Raw genomic sequence first — 18,208 nt, 5'->3', positions numbered from 1 at the left:
ATTACTCCGCTGCCTCCAGCACAGGGGCGCCGCCGCGCTTGGCCGCGATGCGGCGCTCGATCTCGGGGCGGAAATGGCGAATGAGGCCCTGGATCGGCCAGGCGGCTGCGTCGCCGAGCGCGCAGATGGTGTGGCCTTCGACCTGCTTGGTGACCTGGAAGAGCATGTCGATCTCCTCCACCTCGGCATCGCCGCGCACCAGTCGCTCCATCACGCGCCACATCCAGCCGGTGCCTTCGCGGCACGGCGTGCACTGGCCGCAGCTCTCATGCTTGTAGAAGTAGCTGAGCCGCGCGATCGCCCGCACGATGTCGGTCGACTTGTCCATGACGATGACCGCCGCCGTGCCAAGGCCGGAGCCGAGCGCGCGCAGGCCGTCGAAGTCCATCGGAGCGTCCATGATCTCGGCAGCCGGCACTAGCGGCACTGAGGAGCCGCCGGGGATGACCGCGAGGAGATTGTCCCAGCCGCCGCGAATGCCGCCGCAATGGCGATCGATCAGTTCGCGGAACGGGATGCTCATGCTCTCCTCGATCACGCAGGGCTTGTTCACATGGCCGCTGATCTGGAAGAGCTTGGTGCCGCGATTGTTCTCGCGCCCGAAGCTGGAGAACCAGCCGGCGCCGCGTCGCAGGATCATCGGCGCAACCGCGATGCTCTCGACATTGTTGACCGTGGTCGGGCAGCCATAGAGGCCGGCGCCCGCCGGGAACGGCGGCTTGAGGCGCGGCTGGCCCTTCTTGCCCTCGAGGCTCTCGATCTGCGCGGTTTCCTCGCCGCAGATATAGGCCCCTGCCCCGCGATGGACGAACACGTCGAAATCATAGCCCGAGCCGCAAGCATTCTTGCCGATGAAGCCCTTGGCATAGGCCTCTTCCACCGCCGCGAAGAGCACCTTCGCCTCGTAGATGAACTCGCCGCGGATATAGATATAGGCGGCGCGCGCGCGCATCGCGAAGCCGGCGACCAGCGCGCCCTCGATCAGCTTGTGCGGATCGTGGCGGATGATCTCGCGGTCCTTGCACGAGCCCGGCTCAGATTCGTCGGCATTGATGACCAGGAAGCTCGGGCGCCCGTCCTTGCTTTCCTTGGGCATGAAGCTCCACTTCATACCGGTCGGGAAGCCGGCGCCACCGCGACCCCGCAGGCCCGAGGCCTTCATGATGTCGATGATGCCGTCCTGCCCGATTTCGAGCAGTTTTTTGGTGTTATCCCAATCGCCCCGCTTCATGGCGGCGTCGATGCGCCAGTCCTGATAGCCATGGACGTTGGTGAAGATGCGGTCCTTGTCTTCCAGCGGGCCGACAAAGGGCGGCGGCGCGGCGGGCGTTTCGTCAGCCATTACCATTCCCCCCGATAATCATGATTCTCGGTGACCATCGCCTTCGTCGCAGTCGGCCCGCCCTCGGGCGCGCTGGTCTGGCGGTCGATCTGCGGACCGATCTTGGGCTGCTTGCCCGCCGCAAGATCGTCGAGGATCGCCGTCATGCTGTCGAAGGTCAGGTCTTCGTAATTGTCGTCGTTGATCTGGACCATCGGCGCATTGGCGCAGGCGCCGAGGCACTCGACCTCGGTGAGCGTGAACAGGCCGTCCGCGGTGGTCGTGCCCTTCTTGAGGCCGCGCTTGTAGCAGGCGTCCAGCACATCGTCGCTGCCGCGCAGCATGCACGGCGTCGTGCCGCAGACCTGCACATGGAACCGGCCGACCGGCGCCAGATTGTACATGGTGTAGAAGGTCGCGACCTCGTAGGCGCGCATGAACGGCATTTCGAGCTGGGCGGCGACGTATTCGATCACCGGGATCGGCAGCCAGCCCTGCGTGTTCGTCTCCGCACCGACCTGCCGCTGGGCGAGATCGAGCAGCGGCATCACTGCCGACTGCTGGCGTCCCTCGGGATAGCGCGCGATGACCTTCTTGGCCTGCTCGGCATTTTCCGGCGTCCAGGCAAAGCCGCCCCAGCGGGCGCGGACTTCGGCTTCATCGGGGATCTGGGGCGCGTCAGCCATTCTCGCGGATCCGCTTGCTGTAGGCCGGCGCGCCGAAGGTCAGCCAGAAATAGACCGTGGCGCAGGCTAGCCCGGCGACCACGCCATCAGGAACATCGGCCATGCGGTCCAGCACGATCAGCACCATGCCGGCAAGGCTCAGCACCAGGATATGCAACCAGACGGGTGTTGCGTCGCCCCTCATCGAATGAACTCCACGCGCGACACCTTGTCGCCCTCGAATGAATAGACTGCGATCACATCGAACGGCTCGACCAGCTCCGAGCCATCGCTGGCCGGGCCGCGCGTGACATGCTCGCACATCAGTACGTAATTGCCGATGGCCTGCGCCTCGACGATCTCCGCATGGTTCTGCGGCCATTTGGCGAAAGCGGCGGCGAGGCCCGAGCGGGTCCCTTCCTTGCCTTCGCGCACGACCGCGCCGCGATAATTCGCCTCGCAGGCCTCGTCCGTCATCAGCTCGACATAGGCGTCGGCATCCTGGCGATTGTAGCGCGCGATCATCTCGCGGGTGATGGCGATGCGCTCGTCAGCGGACAGCATGGTTGCAACGCTCACCGGTCGCACTCCCCGAACACGATATCCATCGCGCCGAGCACGGCCGTGGTGTCGGCCAGCATGTGGCCCTTCATCAGGAAGTCCATCGCCTGCAGATGGCTGAACGCGGTCGGACGGATCTTGCAGCGATAGGGCTTGTTGGTCCCGTCGCTCACCAGATAGACGCCGAACTCTCCCTTGGGGCTTTCGGTCGCCACATAGACTTCGCCCTCGGGCACGTGGAAGCCCTCGGTGTAGAGCTTGAAGTGGTGGATGAGCGCTTCCATCGACTGCTTCATCTCGCCGCGCTTGGGCGGCACGACCTTGCGATCGAGCGAAGCGACCGGGCCGTTGGGCATCTCATTCAAGCACTGCTTCATGATCCGCGCCGACTGGCGGACCTCCTCCACGCGCACCATGAACCGGTCGTAGCAGTCGAAGTTGGTGCCGACGGGCACGTCGAACTCCATGCGATCATAGACATCGTAAGGCTGGGCCTTGCGGATGTCCCACGGAATGCCGGAGCCACGGAGCATTGGGCCGGAGAAGCCCCAGCGCAGCGCGTCTTCCTTGGAGCAGACTGCGATATCGACATTGCGCTGCTTGAAGATGCGGTTGTCCGCCACCAGGCTGATCGCATCCTCGAAGAGACGTGGCAGGCGCGTATCGAGCCATTCGCCAATGTCCGCGAGCAGCTTGAGCGGCACGTCCTGATGGACGCCGCCCGGCCGGAAATAGGCCGAGTGCATGCGGGCGCCGGATGCGCGCTCGAAGAAGTTGAGGCAGTCCTCGCGGATCTCGAACATCCACAGATTCGGCGTCATCGCGCCAACGTCCATGACGTGAGAGCCAAGGTTCAGCATGTGGTTGCTGATCCGCGTCAGTTCCGCAAAGAACACGCGCAGATATTGCGCGCGCAGCGGGACTTCGAGGTTCAGCAGCTTTTCGATGGCCAGCACATAGCTATGCTCCATGCCAAGCGGCGAGCAATAATCCAGCCGGTCGAAATAGGGCAGCGCCTGCAAATAGGTCTTGTATTCGATCAGCTTCTCGGTGCCGCGATGCAGCAGGCCGACATGCGGATCGCAGCGCTCCACGATCTCGCCCTCGAGCTCCATGACCAGACGCAGCACGCCGTGGGCAGCCGGGTGCTGCGGGCCGAAGTTGATCGTGTAGTTCTGGATCGCGGTGTCGCCGAGCGCCGGATCGGCGTCGTCAACGAGATGCTCCAGCTTGTCGAGATATTCGGACATCAGGCGTCACCCTCGGGCGTCTTGGGCTTGCGCGTACGCTTCGGCTTGTTTTCCACCGGGGGCGTGTCTTCCACCGGCGCAGACGCAACCTCCGCCTTCTTGGCACGCGGTGCACGGGCCTGCTTGGTCGCAGCCTTGTCGGCGGGCGCACCGGCACCAGTATCCGCAGGCTTGTCCGTCGTCTTGGCCGTCTTTGCGTCCGGGGAAGCCGATGCGGGCGGGGGTGGCGGCGGAGGAGGTGGCGGCGTGGGCGCACCCGGGGCCTCGCCCTTGGCCTTCTCGTCGCCTGGCAGCACATATTGCGCGCCTTCCCACGGGCTCATGAAGTCGAAGCTGCGGAAGTCCTGCGCCAGCTTCACCGGCTCATAAACCACCCGCTTCTGCTCTTCCGAGTAGCGCAGCTCGACATAGCCCGTGAGCGGGAAGTCCTTGCGGAACGGATAGCCCTTGAAGCCATAATCGGTGAGGATGCGGCGCAGGTCCGTGTTGCCCTCGAACAGCACGCCATACATGTCGAACACTTCACGCTCGAGCCAGCCGGCGACCGGCCAGAGGTGCGTGACGGTCGGCACCGCATGATCCTCATCGGTGCGCACCTTGACGCGCAGGCGATGGTTCTTGGTCACCGAGAGCAGATGATAGCAGACCTCGAAGCGCTCGGCTCGCTCGGGATAGTCGACCCCGGCGATCTCCATGAGCTGCTGATAGTCGAAGCGATCGCGCAGAAGCTGCAACGCGTCGGCCAGCGCCTCGCGCTGCACGCCCACGCTCAGCTCGAAATGCGCATCCTTGATCGCCAGCACGGCATCGCCGAGCGCGGCGCGAATGGCATCGGCCATACCCTCGATCGGCTCGACCCGCGGTGCGGAATGAACGGCTGTCACCATATCCGCCCCCTCAACGCTCTATCGTGCCGACCCGGCGGATTTTCCGCTGGAGCTGCATGATGCCATAAAGCAGTGCTTCGGCGGTCGGCGGGCAACCGGGGACGTAGATGTCCACGGGCACGATCCGGTCGCAGCCGCGCACGACGCTGTAGCTGTAATGATAATAGCCGCCGCCATTGGCGCACGAGCCCATCGAGATGACGTATTTCGGCTCGCTCATCTGGTCGTAGACCTTGCGCAGCGCCGGAGCCATCTTGTTGCAAAGCGTGCCGGCGACGATCATCACGTCGCTCTGGCGCGGGGACGCGCGCGGGGCAGCGCCGAAGCGCTCCATGTCGTAGCGCGGCATGTTCACGTGAATCATCTCGACCGCGCAACAGGCGAGGCCGAAGGTCATCCACCAGAGCGAGCCGGTGCGCGCCCAGTTGAACAGGTCTTCCGTCGAAGTGACGAGAAAGCCCTTGTCGCTCACCTCGGTGGAGAGCGCCTTGAAGAATTCGGGATCTGGCTGCGTGGCCGGCGGAACCCCGATCAGCGGAGCGCCCAGCGTGCCCGGCCGTTCAAGTTCTACTCCCAATCGAGTGCTCCCTTCTTCCAGGCATAGACGAGGCCGAGCACCAGCTCGAAAATGAAGATCATCATCGCGCCCCAGCCGGCCCAGCCGATTTCAGCCAGACTCACCGACCAGGGGAAGAGAAACGCCGCTTCCAGATCGAAGATGATGAACAGGATGGCGACGAGATAGAAGCGCACGTCGAACTGACTGCGCGGATCCTCGAATGCGGGAAAGCCGCACTCATATTCGCTCAGCTTTTCCGGGTCCGGCTTGTGCGATCCCGTCAGCCGGCCGACGGCCATGGGCAGGAACACGAACGCGCACGACAAGCCCAATGCGACAACCAGAAACAGCAGGATCGGCAGATATTGCGACAGATCGACCACTTGAATCCCCTAGGCTTAATAGCCTTTGATGGGGGCGCTTTAGGACTGCTGCACCTGCGAGGCAACCCTTGGACGGGCTGAGAATGATTCGCAACAAATCAGCCGAGCCTGAGCCCCTCCCCTTGGCGCACAGACCGGCAGGATGCCCAACCATTCGTCGCATTCGATCACGTCGGAGATTGCAAATGCCTCGCAACAACACTATCAACGAATCATGCTTGTCTGTATCTGTAATGCGATCACGGAACAGGAACTGCGCAGCGTTGCTCGCCAGGGTGTGACGTGTCCCGAAAGCGCCTACCGGGCGCTCGGCAAAACGCCGCAATGTCGCATCTGCCTCGATCATGCGGAAGATGTGATGGTGGAAGAGCAATCCTCCTGCCGGGGGCGCTGCAGCCGCAGCCTCAATGCGCCGAGCCAGACCGGCACCTGGGCAACGGCCTGAGCCGACCAGCCAAGCCCCATTCCTGACTATCATTGGCATTAGCGAAGAAGTGCACCGCTATTAAGAACCTATCGCACCCACGGTTGCGAGACGTTCTCGCGTGAATTATTGCCGCTTTGCTGCTAGTTCCGCTCCATCGACTGACGACATGGAGACAGAACATGAAGGGTGACGAAAAGGTCATCGAATTTCTCAATGGCGCGCTCAAGAACGAGCTGACGGCCATCAACCAGTATTTCCTCCACTACCGTCTTCTCGATCATTGGGGCATCTCGAAACTCGCCAAGTTTGAGTATGAGGAATCGATCGACGAGATGAAGCACGCCGACAAGCTGGCGGAGCGCATCCTGTTTCTCGATGGCCTGCCCAACTTCCAGCTGCTCGGGCGCCTGCGCATCGGCAGCACGGTCGAGGAAGTGCTCAAGGCCGACCTCGATACCGAATTGGAGGCGATCCCGCTGCTGCGCGATGCCATCCAGCATTGTGAGAGCGTGCGCGACTATGTCAGCCGCGACCTGTTCCAGCACATCCTCGACAGCGAGGAAGACCATGTCGACAAGCTGGAGACGCAGTTCGAGATGATCGAGCGGATGGGCCTGGCCAATTATATCCAGCTCAACAGCGAGGCTGTTGAAGGCTGACGCGCCGTCCAGAAGCAAAAAGGGCGCCCCTGCTGGCCGAATGGCGAGTAGCGGGCGCCCTTTTTGTTGGCCGGTAAACGGCGGCAGCGATAGTCGCCGGCGCCGGACCGTTCCGCCTCACATATTGCGCAGCGCGCCTGCGAGCAGCTTGTGGAGCTTGCTGTGGAGCACGTCATTGGCGGCCAGCACCTGGCGACGCTCCACCGGCTCGGCGCCACCCCGGAAGTCGGTGACGAAACCACCGGCCTCGCGCACCAAAAGAATGCCGGCCTGCACGTCCCATGCCGAGAGGCCGCTCTCCCAGAAGCCATCATAGCGCCCGGACGCGACCCAGGCGAGGTCGAGCGCAGCGGAGCCATAGCGGCGGATGCCCGCGACCGACGGCGCGATGGCACCGAAGATGCGGCTCCATTCAGTGAAATCGCCATGGCCGATGAACGGAATTCCGGTGGCGATCAAAGCCTCGGTCAGATCGCGGCGTGCCGAGACGCGCAGGCGCTGGTCATGCCGCCAGGCGCCACGGGACTTCTCGGCCCAATAGCTCTCGTCCGTGATCGGCTGGTAGATCATGCCGGTCGTCACCTCGCCCCAACCCTGCCCGGAGCGATGCGGCTCCTGCACGGCGATGGAAATGGCGAAATGGGGGATGCCATGCAGGAAGTTGGTGGTGCCATCGAGCGGATCGATCACCCAGCGCGGCTTCATGGGATCGCCGGCGATCTCGCCGCCTTCCTCGAGCAGGAAGCCCCAGTCCGGCCGCGCCTTGCTCAGCTCGGCGACCAGCGTGTCTTCCGCCTTCTTGTCGGCGACGGTCACGAAGTCGGCAGGCCCCTTACGGCTGACCTGAAGATGCTGAACCTCGCCGAAGTCGCGCCGCAGTTGCGGAGCCACCTTGCGGGCCGCGCGCTCGATGACCGTCAGCAGGCCGGAATGGGATACCATATCAATCTGTCTCCTCCGGCGCGGAAGAGCGGCCGGTCAGGGAATGAAATCACTTCTTGGGCGGTGCGACCATCTCGGGCCGCAAACCGCAAACGGCCGCCATGGCGCTGAGCACCTGGGTCGGATTCTTGCGGTCCAGCTTCTTCTCGGTCATCAGCTTGTCGGTATTCTCGCTGATCTTGCTGAACGGATTCCCGTAGGCGCAGGTGAAGAGAATGCTCTTCACCGGCTGCGGAATCTTGTCGGACTGCAGACCGCTGACCATGATGCGGAAATTCTCCGCCGCGTGCTGAAGCTGGGCTTCGCTGGGCTGCCCCGCAGGCCTGGCCGGCTTGGCCTGCGCCAGCAGCGGCGCGGACCAGGCAAGGGACAGGGCCAGCGCGGACCCGGCGACGAGGCGGAGAGCGCGCATCAGTCGGCCCGCTTCACATATTCGCGCTCATACACGTCGACGATGATCCGGGTGCCGGTGGTGATGTGCGGCGGCACCATCACGCGCACGCCATTGTCGAGAATCGCCGGCTTGTAGCTCGCCGATGCGGTCTGCCCTTTCACGACGGCGTCCGCCTCGACCACGGTCGCCTCGACCGTCTCGGGCAGCTGCACGCTGATCGGGCGCTCTTCATACATTTCGAGCATGACCATCATGCCGTCCTGCAGGAAGGCGGCGGCGTCGCCGACGAGATCGTTGGGCAGGTTGATCTGCTCATAGGTCTCCGTGTCCATGAAGACGAGCATGTCGCCCTCGGCATAGAGATACTGGAAATCCTTGGTATCGAGGCGGATGCGCTCGACCGTCTCGGCAGAGCGGAAGCGCACATTGTTCTTGCGCCCGTCGATCAGGTTCTTCAGCTCAACCTGCATATAGGCGCCGCCCTTGCCGGGCTGGGTGTGCTGGATCTTCACGGCGCGCCACAGGCCGCCTTCATATTCGATATTGTTGCCGGGACGAATATCCACGCCGCTGATCTTCATGGGTCGCGCCTGTCTATTTCAAGGATGGAAAGAGCCGGTGCGCCCTCTAGCCGTGTTGACGCGCAACGGCAAGGGGCGCGGGCAATCCCGCCGCCCATGCGCTGGCGGTGGGCGACGAATTGATCTTGCGCAAGGCGCGCTATCGTTCCGTCCGGCACGATCGGATCATTGCAAGCCGGACAAGACCCAGGAGAGCAACATGACCCTTGATACCCGCGAGACGCTCGACGACCTGTTCCCGCATGACCATGAGGTGCTTCACGCCCTGAAGCTGCACAACGCGCATTTCCGCACCCTTGCCGAGCGCCACCACCTGCTCACGCGCCAGATCTACCGGATCGAAACCGACATCGAGCCGGCCTGCGACGAGCATCTGGAGGACCTTAAAAAGGAGAGGCTAGCGATCCTGGACGACATCTCGACCCTGATCGCCCAACAGCGGAGCTGAGGCACGCCGCGCCCGGCCTTAGGGCTGGGCGGGCTCGGCCGCTGGCTTTAAGACAGGATCGCTCTTGCTGCCCTTCAGGCGCGGGAACAGCAGCCCGAAGAGATGATCGATCGCGAATATGGTGATCAGCGCGGTCATGAACATGGTCAGTCCCGCAAAATCATGCAGGAAGCCCTGCGCCGCTGCCTCGCCACCATGATAGGTCAGCAGCACAAGCAGCACGATCCGCACGAAATTGGCGAATACGGCAACCGGCACGATCGCAACGATCATCAGCAGCGCGTAGCGCACATTGGCGTGGTGGCGCAGATACACATAAAATAGCGAGATGGCCGATAGCGAGATGAGCGAGTTGAGGCCCGCGCAGGCCTCCGCGACAAGCAGCTGATACTGGCCCACCTGAATGGTGACGCCCGACGAGGCGACCGGATAACCGACCAGATACAGGAAGCCGACGGCGGATTCGGACAGCATGATCTTGAGCGGATTGGTGACCATGGCCACCAGCGTCTCGGGCGGCGGCAGCACGAACAGCAGGTAGATGAGCGGGAACCAGAGCCGCTTGAGCGCCTCCCAGCCGATGGCGCTGAACAGCGCCGCGACGACGAGGCCATACATGAGAAAGCCCTCCGTCTCGACGATGTTGCTGACCCGCGAAACGAAGTAGAGCGGGAGGAGAATCGCAAAGGCGATGGCAATCGGAAGCCCCGGCGCCGGGCGCGCGACGGCCGCGGCATTCTGCCATTCCCGCCACAGCAGCCACAGGCCGGTGGCCAGCACGATGGGACCATGCGCGCCCTGCTCCGTCGACCAGCTTTCCCGCGCCACGAGCAGCAGCGTCGGAACAAGCACCGCGAGGATACCCGCCCCCAGAACAGGGTTGGCCATCAACCAGTTCAGCAGCTCGAAACGGGTTTTCTTTTCGGTAATCACAGGTGCATTCGTCGCCATTGGAACTCTCAGCTCTTTGACCTGCGCCTAACCTGAACAAGGTTAAGAGCTGATGATGATACGGTCAGCCATCGGGATAATTTTGGTTTACGGTAATTTACCTTTACCGCGATCTCCGCCCTCTCGCCAATAGGCAATGGCGCGCGCCTCGACGCTGACGCGCGGCGGCGCCTCGTCATCGCACAGCGGATCATCGAACGCGACGTGCGGCACGCAGCGGGCGACCCCGTCCCGGCTGTCATGCGTCTTGAAGATGATTGCCTCGTCCGTCGTCATATCGGGAAACCACAGCCAGCGATGCGCCGGATCGTGCGCGACGACATAGCCCTCGAAGCTCCAGTCGCCCGAGGGACTGTCGAAAATCGCATCGGCGAGCAGCAGTTCCCCGCCGGTGACCGACCGCGCATCGCAGATCGCCAGCGGCACATCCTGCGGGGCGGGCGAAAGCACGCGCCAGACATTGTAATGGGCGGCCCGAACAATGTCCCCCTCTGCGGGCTGACGCTGCGCCGAAAAACCGCGCGCCGTCGCGTCGCTGACATCGACATGGGCGAAGCGCGCGGGATGGCTGTTATCGCTGCTGCCGGCCTTGCCGGAGCGTTCCGAAAAGCGCAGGATCGGCGGACCGGTGACGATCACCACATCCGCCCCCGTCTCGCGCAGCAGCAGCGCTTCGATCTCCTCGGCATAGGCCGGGAAATTGGCTTTGTCGGCAAAGTCGGTGACCGCCGTGGGCGCGTCAACCAGCGCCACGCCGGCCGTGTCGAGGCCGAGCACCTCATGCCGTCCATCGCTGGCGGCCATGCCGTGCTCTTCAATCACCACAGTGTCCCGGCTGTGATCGTTCGCATAATAACGCGGCCGTTCGTCGGTGCGTGCGACATAGTTGATCGTCACAGAGGGCCGATCAGCCCGAATTCTGGTCATCCACTCCTCCGTTCCGCCCGGGGTGTGCCTTTGTCAGGCCCGGATCAATAGTGCTTTCGGCGATGAACTTTGCCGTCAGCGCGGCTCCAACGCAACGGATGTCCTGATGACATGGAATATTGGGGGCCGACGGTCCAAAGGGACGCGCGTCACTCGGCCTCGCGGAAGCGGATCAGCCCTTCCTGCGCCACGCTGGCCACCAGGCGACCGTCCCGCGCATAAAAATGCCCGCGCGCGAAGCCCCGTCCATGCCCCGCCCAGGGACTGTCCGTGACGTAAAGCAGCCAGTCGCCGCACTCCACATCGTCGTGGAACCAGACGCTGTGATCGATGCTGGCACTGGCCACGCCGGGGCTGCCGATGTGCAGGCCGTGCGGCCGGTAGGCCGTTGCCAGCAGCAGCATGTCGCTGATGAACCCCAGCATCGCCCGCTGCATGGGCTGCTCAAGGCCGAGCGGCCCCTCCGCCACGCGCATCCAGCACAGCTGCGGCGCGGCATCGTGCGTCTTGATAATGCCGGACTGGATATCTCCCACCGGACGGAAGCGCACCGGACTGTTGCGCCCGGCGATCCAGCGCAGCACCGGACCGGCCGGGAGATCATGCTGCTCGATGAGATCGCCGAGGTCCTTGAGATCATCGGGGTCCGGCACCGGCGGCATGTCGCTCTGGTGCGCCGGACCGCGCTCAGGCTTATGGAAGGAAGCGATCATGTTGAAGATCGGCTTCTCCTGCTGCCAGGCTACGATCCGCCGGTTCGAGAAGGCGCGGCCATCCATGTCCGCATCAACCTGATAGTCGATGGGGTAGTCCTCACTGCCCGGTCGCATGAAATAGCAGTGCAGCGAATGCACGGGCCGGTCCGCCGCCACCGTCTTGGCCGCGCCCGCCAGCGCCTGGCCGACCACCTGCCCGCCATAGACGCGCCCTGCCCCGCCGGGCTTGCGATGGCCCAGGAAATGCCCGGGCTCTCCCGCCGGCTCGACATCGAGCAGGCGAATAAGCCCTGCGGTGAGCATGGACATGGGCGTGGCGTCGCTCGACATGAAGAGCATATCCCGTTCTGTTTCAATCGATTCACCGATTGGAATGCCCGTGTTTCCCGCCTCAAGGCAAGCGCTGGACGGCGCCCCGCCCATGCCGTAGCGTCGTTTCATGACAGAACTCTTCGCCTTCAAGCTGTTGCGCCCCGAGGAATGGTCGGCATGGCGCGACTCAGGTGTTTTTGCCGGCGCACCGGTGGATCTGGCCGATGGCTACATCCACCTTTCCGCCCGCGAACAGGTGCGGGAAACGGCAGCCAAATGGTTTGCCGATGTCGATCCGGCCATCCTCGTCATGGTCGATCTGCCGCCGCTGGGCGACACCGTGCGCTGGGAAGTCTCGCGCGGCGGCGCTCTGTTCCCGCATGTCTATGGCCCGATCCCGATGAGCGCGGTTGCCGGTCACAGCAAGCTGCGGCTAGGGGCGGACGGGAAACACGCATTCCCGGCAGGATTTGAAGAACCATGACCCATCAGGTGCACATCATCGGCGGCGGCCTCGCCGGCAGCGAGGCGGCGTGGCAGCTCGCCCAGGCCGGCGTGCGCGTGCGCCTCTCCGAGATGCGGGGCAGCGGAGAGCAGACGCCCGCTCACGAAACCGATGCGCTGGCCGAGATGGTCTGCTCCAACAGCTTCCGTTCCGACGATGCCAACAGCAATGCCGTCGGCCTGCTCCATCAGGAAATGCGCGCGCTCGGCTCGCTCATCATGGCGCAGGCGGACAAGTGCAAGTTGCCAGCGGGCTCCGCGCTGGCGGTGGACCGAGACATTTTCGCGCAGGGCGTGACCGCCGCCATCGAAGCGCATCCGTTGATCGAGCTGGTGCGCGAGCGCGTTGATGGCATTCCGGCGGAGGGCCCGACGATCATTGCCACCGGCCCGCTCACCGCCGCGCCCTTGGCCGAGGCGATCGCGCGGACGACCGGCAAGGACCAACTCGCCTTCTTCGACGCGATCGCGCCCATCGTCCACGGCGACAGCATCGACATGTCGATCGCGTGGAAGGCGAGCCGCTGGGACAAGGGCTCGCCCGACGGCGACGGCAAGGATTACATCAACTGCCCGATGGACAAGGATCAGTATGATGCCTTCGTCCAGGGTCTGCTCGATGGTCCCAAGACCGAGTTCAAGCAGTGGGAGAAGGACACGCCTTACTTCGACGGCTGCATGCCCATCGAGGTCATGGCCGAGCGCGGGCGGGAGACGCTGCGCCACGGGCCGATGAAGCCGGTCGGTCTCGATAATCCCCGCACCGGCCGCTGGCCCTATGCCGTCGTGCAGCTGCGCCAGGACAATGCGCTAGGCACGCTGTGGAACATGGTCGGCTTCCAGACGAAACTCAAATATGAAGCACAAGTCGCTCTGTTCAGGACGATTCCCGCGCTTGAGAACGCGCAGTTTGCGCGGCTGGGCGGACTGCATCGCAACACCTTCATCAAGAGCCCGGAGCTGCTGGACGATCACCTGCGCCTGCGCGCCATGCCGCATGTGCGCTTCGCCGGGCAGATCACCGGTTGCGAAGGCTATGTGGAAAGCGCTGCCGTCGGCCTGCTCGCCGGTCTGTTCTGCGCGGCGGACTTGGGCGGACGTGACATGCCCCTCCCCCCGCCCCAGACAGCCCTCGGCGCGCTGCTCGGCCACATCACCGGCGGCGCCGACGCAGAGAGCTACCAGCCGATGAACGTCAACTTCGGCCTCTTCCCGCCCATCGAGGACGAGAGCGTGCGCAAGAAGCAGCGCAAACAGGCCTATACCGACCGGGCGCGCGAGGCGCTGACGGGGTGGAAGGCGAGCGCCAGCCCGACTGCGGCCCTATCCGCTTAACACGAAGGCCGCTCCTCTTGCCGGAAGCCGCGGCGAACGTAAGATATTGCATAGACGGAGACTTTTACTAGGCTGCAGGCCGGGGCCAACAAGCCCCATATCGCTGGGGGAAAGAATAGATGGAGGATATTCGCGTTTCGCGCGCACGCGTTGCAGCGCGGATCGTCGTCGCGGCAGCGCTGTTGTCAGGCCTTTGGACGCCACCGGCGGTCAGCCAGACACCTCCACCGCCGGTCGCGGCCAACTCGCAGATCACCACAGAAGCCTTCGCAGCGCTGCCCTTTTTTGAGATGCCCGAGCTCTCGCCCGATGGTGAGCACATCGCCGGCCTACTCGCGACCAGCGGCAAGCAGGTGATCGCGATCATGCCGCTAACAGGCGACCGATCAAATATGATCCGCCTGAATGTCCCCGATCTGATGGACGTGTCCGCCATTCGCTGGGTGGGCAATGATAATATTGTCGTCAACGTTATCGCGCTCGCGCCGATTGAAGGCGAGAACTGGTATCTGAGCCGTCTGATCGCGGTAAACCGGACCTCCGGCAAGGCAACGCAATTGCTCTGGGAGATGGGTGGGCAGAACGCCGGCGATATTCTCTGGGTGCCGTCCGATGACAGCACGCGAATTCTGGTGGCCGCCCAGAACAGCCCGTATCTGGGTGATCCCGACTTCTGGAGTGCCGTGTACAGCGTCGACGTGACGACCGGAAAGAAATCGCTGGTCGAAAAGAGCCGGCGGTTCGTCTCGGAATGGGGAGCCGATGCCCAGGGCCGGGTCCGTATCGGGATCGGCTACAATGATCAGACCACCAAATCGAGCCTGCTGTTCCGAGGACAGGCCGAGAACGGGCTGAGGACCATCGACACCGCTAATCTCAGCGTCGATGAATATCTCACCGTGCCCTTCTATTTCGTGCCCGGGACCGACCATGGCTATGTGTTTGAAGCGAATGATAAGGGCGTCACCTCAATTGTGGAGCGCAACCTGATAACGGGGAAAATCGCCCGCACCGTGTTTGACGATGCGCCAGTCGATTCCGTGATCCTGGATAAGCAGACATCCGCGCTGCTCGGGGTGGTCACGAACGACCGCGCGGCGCCGGTCCGCTGGCTCGATCCCGCTTTGCAGGCGCATCAAAACGACCTTCAAAAGGCCTCGCCGGGCTCGACGGTCGACATCCTCAGCTTCAACAGTGATCATTCCCGACTGCTGGTCAAATTCAGCACGCCGGACAATCCCGGCCTGCTCTATGTTCTTGATGCACCAAGCAATACGCTGGCCAAGCTGGCCGTCGTCAACCCGCGGATCGAGAGCAAACGCCTCTCGCGCGCAACTTACGTGGAATACAAAGCGCGCGATGGGCTTCAGATCGAAGGCGTGCTCACAATGCCGCGCGGCAGACCGGACAAGAATCTGCCGTTCATCGTCATGCCGCACGGCGGCCCGTGGGCGCATGACCGTTTGACCTACGATTACTGGGTGCAGTTCCTTGCCGAGCGGGGCTATGCAGTTCTGCAGCCGAACTTCCGGGGATCGACAGGATATGGCGAGGCCTTTTTGAAAGCCGGCGAAGGCCAGATGGGTCTGGCCATGCAGGACGATGTGACGGACGGCGTCATGTGGGCTGTGAAGCAGGGCATTGCCGACCCCAAGCGGGTGTGCATCGTCGGCGCGTCCTATGGCGGCTATGCAGCGATGTGGGGGATCGCCAAGGACCCGGACCTCTATCGTTGTGCCATTTCGGTCAGCGGCGTATCCAACGTTCGTCGCGATGTGAACGACTTCGGAGGCTCAACCCGCGCCCGCCTCTTCAAGGGGCAGTGGCAGCGCATGGCGGCGGACTTCGAGGCAATTTCGCCTTACAATGCCGTGGGTCGCATCAAGACGCCGCTCTTGCTGATCCACGGCAAGAAGGATGTTCGCGTCGATCACAACCAGTCGACCCGGATGCATGCCGCAATGACGAAGGCCGGCAAGAGCGTCGAGATGGTCTCCGTCCCGCTGGCAGACCACTATTTCACGCGCGAAGCGGATCGGTTGACGCTCCTCCGCGCGATGGAGGATTTCCTCGCCAAGCATAATCCTGCGGACTGAGCCGCTACGAACGCTTATAAAGCGCCGATGACCTCCCGCCCGCGCTCGACAGGACCAGACTCGACACCCTCCTCACAGAGCCTCGCACACCTGCGCGCAGAAAGTGAGGCGCATCGGCTGGATGCGGCGGTCGATGCGCTTATCGGGGAGTGGCAGGCCGTCATTCCGGCGCTGGATTCCGATGTGCGGGCGATTGCGGCGCGGGTCGCGCGGATCGATGATCGGTTGCGCGCGGAGACGGCGGCGGTGCTCAAGGCGTCAGGACTATCCGATAATGAGTTTCGCCTGCTGGCGGGCCTGATGCGCATCGGCGCGCCCTATCGCGCGGCGCCGACCGACCTCGCCGGGCGCTATGTGCCGGTGACGTCGGGCGGGTTGACCGGGCTGGCGCGGCGGCTGGAACAGCGCGGCCTGATCCGCCGCGTCTCACATGCCAGCGATCAGCGCTCGTTGCTCATCGAACTCACGCCCGACGGCATCGCGCTGGCCGGGCAGACGATGGCCGCCTTTACTGCGACGGAACAGCTGCTGATGGGCAGCCTTACGCAGGCGGATCGGCAGCGCTGCAATGCGATCCTGCGCAAGCTGCTCCATTCGATCGAGGCCGCGCTGCCCTGACCGCGGGCGGCGCGGCGCCGGTCAGGCGTCGGCGAGTTCGACCACCGGGATGGTATCGACGGCCACCGCGCCATCGCCTGCGTTCGCGAGGCGGACGTGGCGCACCCAGGCAGGGTCTTCCTGCGGGAAATCGGTGCGCCCATGGCCGCTGCGCGTCTCCTCGCGGGCGAGCTTGGCAGTCGCCACCAGTTCGGCGGTGAGCGCGAGATTGCGCAGTTCCTCGGCGGCGACCAGATCGGACTGATCGACATCGGTCGCAGCGATGCGCTGGATCTCCTGAAATTTGGCGATGGCATCGGTCAACTGAGTGCGGTTGGACACCACGCCGACCTGCGCCCACATGATCTCGCGCACCCTCTCGAACAGGGCGACAGGATCCTGCGCGCCCGCGCTCCGCGCCAGCCGCGCTGCCTCGGCCGCCACCGCAGCGGCATCGAGCGCGGGCAAGTCAGTCGTCTTCGCCCGCTGGGCCGCGCTCTGCCCGGCGATGCGCCCGAACGTCTGCGTCTCCAGGAAGCCGCAGCCCTGCATCCGGTCGCCGCCATGAATGCCCCCGGACGCCTCGCCCGCCGCATAAAGCCCCGGCACCGCCGTCGCGGCGGTCACATCGATGCGCGCGCCGCCCATCAGGCGCTGGAACATAAGGGTGATCTCCACGATCTGCCCGCCCTCATAATTGCCGACCGGCGCGCGCGAGCGGGCGACCTGCCCGTCCTCGACATGCCAGACCACCGGCCCGCGCCCCTCAAAATTCTCGGTATAGACGGCGCGCGCCATCATGTAGCGCGGGGCGCATTCCATATTCTCGGGATCATATTTCTCCATGATCCGTTCGCCGAGCGCATTCACATAGGCGGCGCCGTAGATCGGCCCGGCGGGCGGCGAATCGCGGAACTGGACGAACTCCATGTCGATCAGCGGTGCGCCGGCATGGAACGCCAGACTGTAGGAATCGCCCGTGGTGCGGCTGCCATGTTCGACCACTTCGTCGCAGAGCTTCGTGTAGAGCCGGTTCACCCCGCCCGAGGCCAGCACGACGGCCTTGGCGCGGATGATGAAATGCTCGCCATCCGGGCCGACCGCATATGCCCCCACGACCGCGCCATCGCTGAGCAGCAGGCGGGTGATCATCGTCCCTTCCTGCAGCGTCACACCGGCATCGATCAGGCCGGTGCGCATGGGCGCGATGACATTGGCGTGCTTGCCCTTGCCCAGGCCCTGCGCCTGCAAGGTCCGGCGCACGGAATGGCCGGCGCGGCGGGAGATGAACCAGCTTCCATCGGCATTGCGGATGAAGGGCACGCCGCGCTTTTCCATATCCTCGGCCAGAAAGCGCCCATGCTCTGCGCATTGCGCCACCAGATCGCGGTCGCAAATGCCGCCGCTGGCCTTCGCCCAATCCTCGACGAACAGCGCGGAGCTATCCGCCTCATCCAGCAGCGGCACGCTGAAGCCGACGAGCGCATGCGGGCTGGAGCCGCTATCGCCGACCGTGCCCTTGTCCACCAGCATCACGGCGACGCCCGCCGCCGCGGCCTCCAGCGCCGCGCGCGTCGCCGCCGAGCCGCCGCCGATCACCAGAACATCCGTCACCATTTCGCGGGCCACTGCGCATCTCCTAAAACCATCATGGGGGCACCGAGCGCAGCAATGGCGCGCGCGGTGAGTTGCC

The 18,208-nt window shown here is 64.1% G+C and carries 22 protein-coding genes; 7 read left to right on the top strand and 15 right to left on the bottom strand.

Annotated elements, in window-relative coordinates; all coding sequences use genetic code 11:
• Position 1: 1 nt before the first annotated feature.
• From nuoF to M2334_RS06600, 8 genes are read right to left on the bottom strand one after another with little or no spacing between them, the layout of a single operon-like run.
• Positions 2-1,342, bottom strand: a complete 1,341-nt coding sequence (gene nuoF, locus M2334_RS06635) for an NADH-quinone oxidoreductase subunit NuoF (RefSeq protein WP_264605062.1) — start codon at positions 1,340-1,342, stop codon at positions 2-4.
• The gene (locus M2334_RS06630) at positions 1,342-2,007 is read right to left on the bottom strand and encodes a complex I 24 kDa subunit family protein (RefSeq protein ID WP_264605061.1); all 666 of its coding nucleotides are present in this window, start codon (positions 2,005-2,007) and stop codon (positions 1,342-1,344) included. The genes nuoF and M2334_RS06630 overlap by 1 nt, the downstream gene beginning before the upstream one ends.
• Positions 2,000-2,191, bottom strand: coding sequence for a hypothetical protein (locus tag M2334_RS06625; protein WP_181560082.1), 192 nt, complete (start codon positions 2,189-2,191; stop codon positions 2,000-2,002). Before M2334_RS06625 ends, M2334_RS06630 begins: the two co-directional genes overlap by 8 nt.
• The gene (locus M2334_RS06620; RefSeq protein WP_264606045.1) at positions 2,188-2,550 is read right to left on the bottom strand and encodes a nuclear transport factor 2 family protein; all 363 of its coding nucleotides are present in this window, start codon (positions 2,548-2,550) and stop codon (positions 2,188-2,190) included. The genes M2334_RS06625 and M2334_RS06620 overlap by 4 nt, the downstream gene beginning before the upstream one ends.
• Before the next feature lie 11 nt (positions 2,551-2,561).
• Positions 2,562-3,797 (bottom strand): NADH-quinone oxidoreductase subunit D, encoded by a 1,236-nt coding sequence (locus tag M2334_RS06615; RefSeq protein ID WP_264605060.1) that lies wholly within the window; start codon positions 3,795-3,797, stop codon positions 2,562-2,564.
• The gene (locus tag M2334_RS06610) at positions 3,797-4,684 is read right to left on the bottom strand and encodes an NADH-quinone oxidoreductase subunit C (RefSeq protein WP_264605059.1); all 888 of its coding nucleotides are present in this window, start codon (positions 4,682-4,684) and stop codon (positions 3,797-3,799) included. Before M2334_RS06610 ends, M2334_RS06615 begins: the two co-directional genes overlap by 1 nt.
• Positions 4,685-4,694: 10 nt before the next feature.
• Positions 4,695-5,261, bottom strand: a complete 567-nt coding sequence (locus tag M2334_RS06605) for a NuoB/complex I 20 kDa subunit family protein (RefSeq protein ID WP_181560084.1) — start codon at positions 5,259-5,261, stop codon at positions 4,695-4,697.
• Positions 5,252-5,626 carry an NADH-quinone oxidoreductase subunit A gene (locus tag M2334_RS06600; protein WP_181560085.1) on the bottom strand — a complete coding sequence of 125 codons (375 nt, stop codon included), beginning with the start codon at positions 5,624-5,626 and terminating at the stop codon, positions 5,252-5,254. Before M2334_RS06600 ends, M2334_RS06605 begins: the two co-directional genes overlap by 10 nt.
• Before the next feature lie 142 nt (positions 5,627-5,768).
• Here M2334_RS06600 and M2334_RS06595 point away from each other — a divergent pair, with 142 nt between their 5' ends.
• Entirely contained in the window at positions 5,769-6,071 is a 303-nt protein-coding gene (locus M2334_RS06595) for a (2Fe-2S)-binding protein (RefSeq protein WP_319801191.1), read from the top strand.
• Positions 6,072-6,232: 161 nt separating this feature from the next.
• On the top strand, positions 6,233-6,712 hold the full coding sequence (bfr, locus tag M2334_RS06590) for a bacterioferritin (RefSeq protein WP_181560086.1): 480 nt from the start codon (positions 6,233-6,235) through the stop codon (positions 6,710-6,712).
• 117 nt (positions 6,713-6,829) lie between these two features.
• Here bfr and M2334_RS06585 read toward each other — a convergent pair whose 3' ends face one another.
• The 3 genes from M2334_RS06585 to efp are packed head-to-tail and all read right to left on the bottom strand — an operon-like array spanning position 6,830 to position 8,629.
• Positions 6,830-7,654 (bottom strand): inositol monophosphatase family protein, encoded by an 825-nt coding sequence (locus M2334_RS06585; protein ID WP_181560087.1) that lies wholly within the window; start codon positions 7,652-7,654, stop codon positions 6,830-6,832.
• Positions 7,655-7,703: 49 nt separating this feature from the next.
• On the bottom strand, positions 7,704-8,066 hold the full coding sequence (locus tag M2334_RS06580) for a hypothetical protein (RefSeq protein WP_181560088.1): 363 nt from the start codon (positions 8,064-8,066) through the stop codon (positions 7,704-7,706).
• On the bottom strand, positions 8,066-8,629 hold the full coding sequence (gene efp / locus M2334_RS06575; protein ID WP_181560089.1) for an elongation factor P: 564 nt from the start codon (positions 8,627-8,629) through the stop codon (positions 8,066-8,068). Before efp ends, M2334_RS06580 begins: the two co-directional genes overlap by 1 nt.
• A gap of 52 nt (positions 8,630-8,681) precedes the next feature.
• On the opposite strand from efp, the gene M2334_RS06570 reads away from it, so the two are divergent.
• A complete protein-coding gene (locus M2334_RS06570) occupies positions 8,682-9,077 on the top strand; it encodes a YdcH family protein (RefSeq protein WP_264605058.1) in 396 nt (131 codons plus the stop codon).
• Positions 9,078-9,095: 18 nt separating this feature from the next.
• Here the strand turns inward: M2334_RS06570 and xrtV are convergent, their stop codons facing one another.
• The 3 genes from xrtV to M2334_RS06555 all read right to left on the bottom strand — a co-directional run bounded on the left by xrtV (position 9,096) and on the right by M2334_RS06555 (position 12,010).
• Positions 9,096-10,028, bottom strand: coding sequence for an exosortase V (gene xrtV, locus M2334_RS06565; protein WP_264594255.1), 933 nt, complete (start codon positions 10,026-10,028; stop codon positions 9,096-9,098).
• Between the two features lie 87 nt (positions 10,029-10,115).
• Positions 10,116-10,955: a CmcJ/NvfI family oxidoreductase gene (locus tag M2334_RS06560; RefSeq protein WP_264605057.1), complete on the bottom strand. Its 840-nt coding sequence runs from the start codon at positions 10,953-10,955 to the stop codon at positions 10,116-10,118.
• 149 nt (positions 10,956-11,104) lie between these two features.
• On the bottom strand, positions 11,105-12,010 hold the full coding sequence (locus M2334_RS06555) for an acyl-CoA thioesterase (RefSeq protein ID WP_264605056.1): 906 nt from the start codon (positions 12,008-12,010) through the stop codon (positions 11,105-11,107).
• 100 nt (positions 12,011-12,110) lie between these two features.
• Between M2334_RS06555 and M2334_RS06550 the strand changes: the two genes are divergently transcribed.
• The 4 genes from M2334_RS06550 (at position 12,111) to M2334_RS06535 (ending at position 16,536) form a co-directional block, all read left to right on the top strand.
• Positions 12,111-12,467: a DUF952 domain-containing protein gene (locus tag M2334_RS06550; RefSeq protein ID WP_264575487.1), complete on the top strand. Its 357-nt coding sequence runs from the start codon at positions 12,111-12,113 to the stop codon at positions 12,465-12,467.
• A complete protein-coding gene (gene trmFO, locus M2334_RS06545) occupies positions 12,464-13,822 on the top strand; it encodes a methylenetetrahydrofolate--tRNA-(uracil(54)-C(5))-methyltransferase (FADH(2)-oxidizing) TrmFO (protein ID WP_264605055.1) in 1,359 nt (452 codons plus the stop codon). Before M2334_RS06550 ends, trmFO begins: the two co-directional genes overlap by 4 nt.
• Positions 13,823-13,941: 119 nt before the next feature.
• Complete coding sequence (locus M2334_RS06540) at positions 13,942-15,918, top strand: alpha/beta hydrolase family protein (RefSeq protein WP_264605054.1); 1,977 nt, start codon at positions 13,942-13,944, stop codon at positions 15,916-15,918.
• A 27-nt stretch (positions 15,919-15,945) separates the two neighbouring features.
• Positions 15,946-16,536: a MarR family winged helix-turn-helix transcriptional regulator gene (locus M2334_RS06535; protein ID WP_264605053.1), complete on the top strand. Its 591-nt coding sequence runs from the start codon at positions 15,946-15,948 to the stop codon at positions 16,534-16,536.
• Positions 16,537-16,557: 21 nt separating this feature from the next.
• Here the strand turns inward: M2334_RS06535 and M2334_RS06530 are convergent, their stop codons facing one another.
• Entirely contained in the window at positions 16,558-18,144 is a 1,587-nt protein-coding gene (locus tag M2334_RS06530; protein ID WP_264605052.1) for an FAD-binding protein, read from the bottom strand.
• Positions 18,145-18,208: the final 64 nt, after the last annotated feature.

It is taken from the genome of Sphingobium sp. B11D3D (assembly GCF_025961755.1).
Lineage (GTDB): Bacteria > Pseudomonadota > Alphaproteobacteria > Sphingomonadales > Sphingomonadaceae > Sphingobium.
Note: the sequence above shows the minus strand (reverse complement) of the source record. Positions and strands in the feature narration are given on the sequence as shown.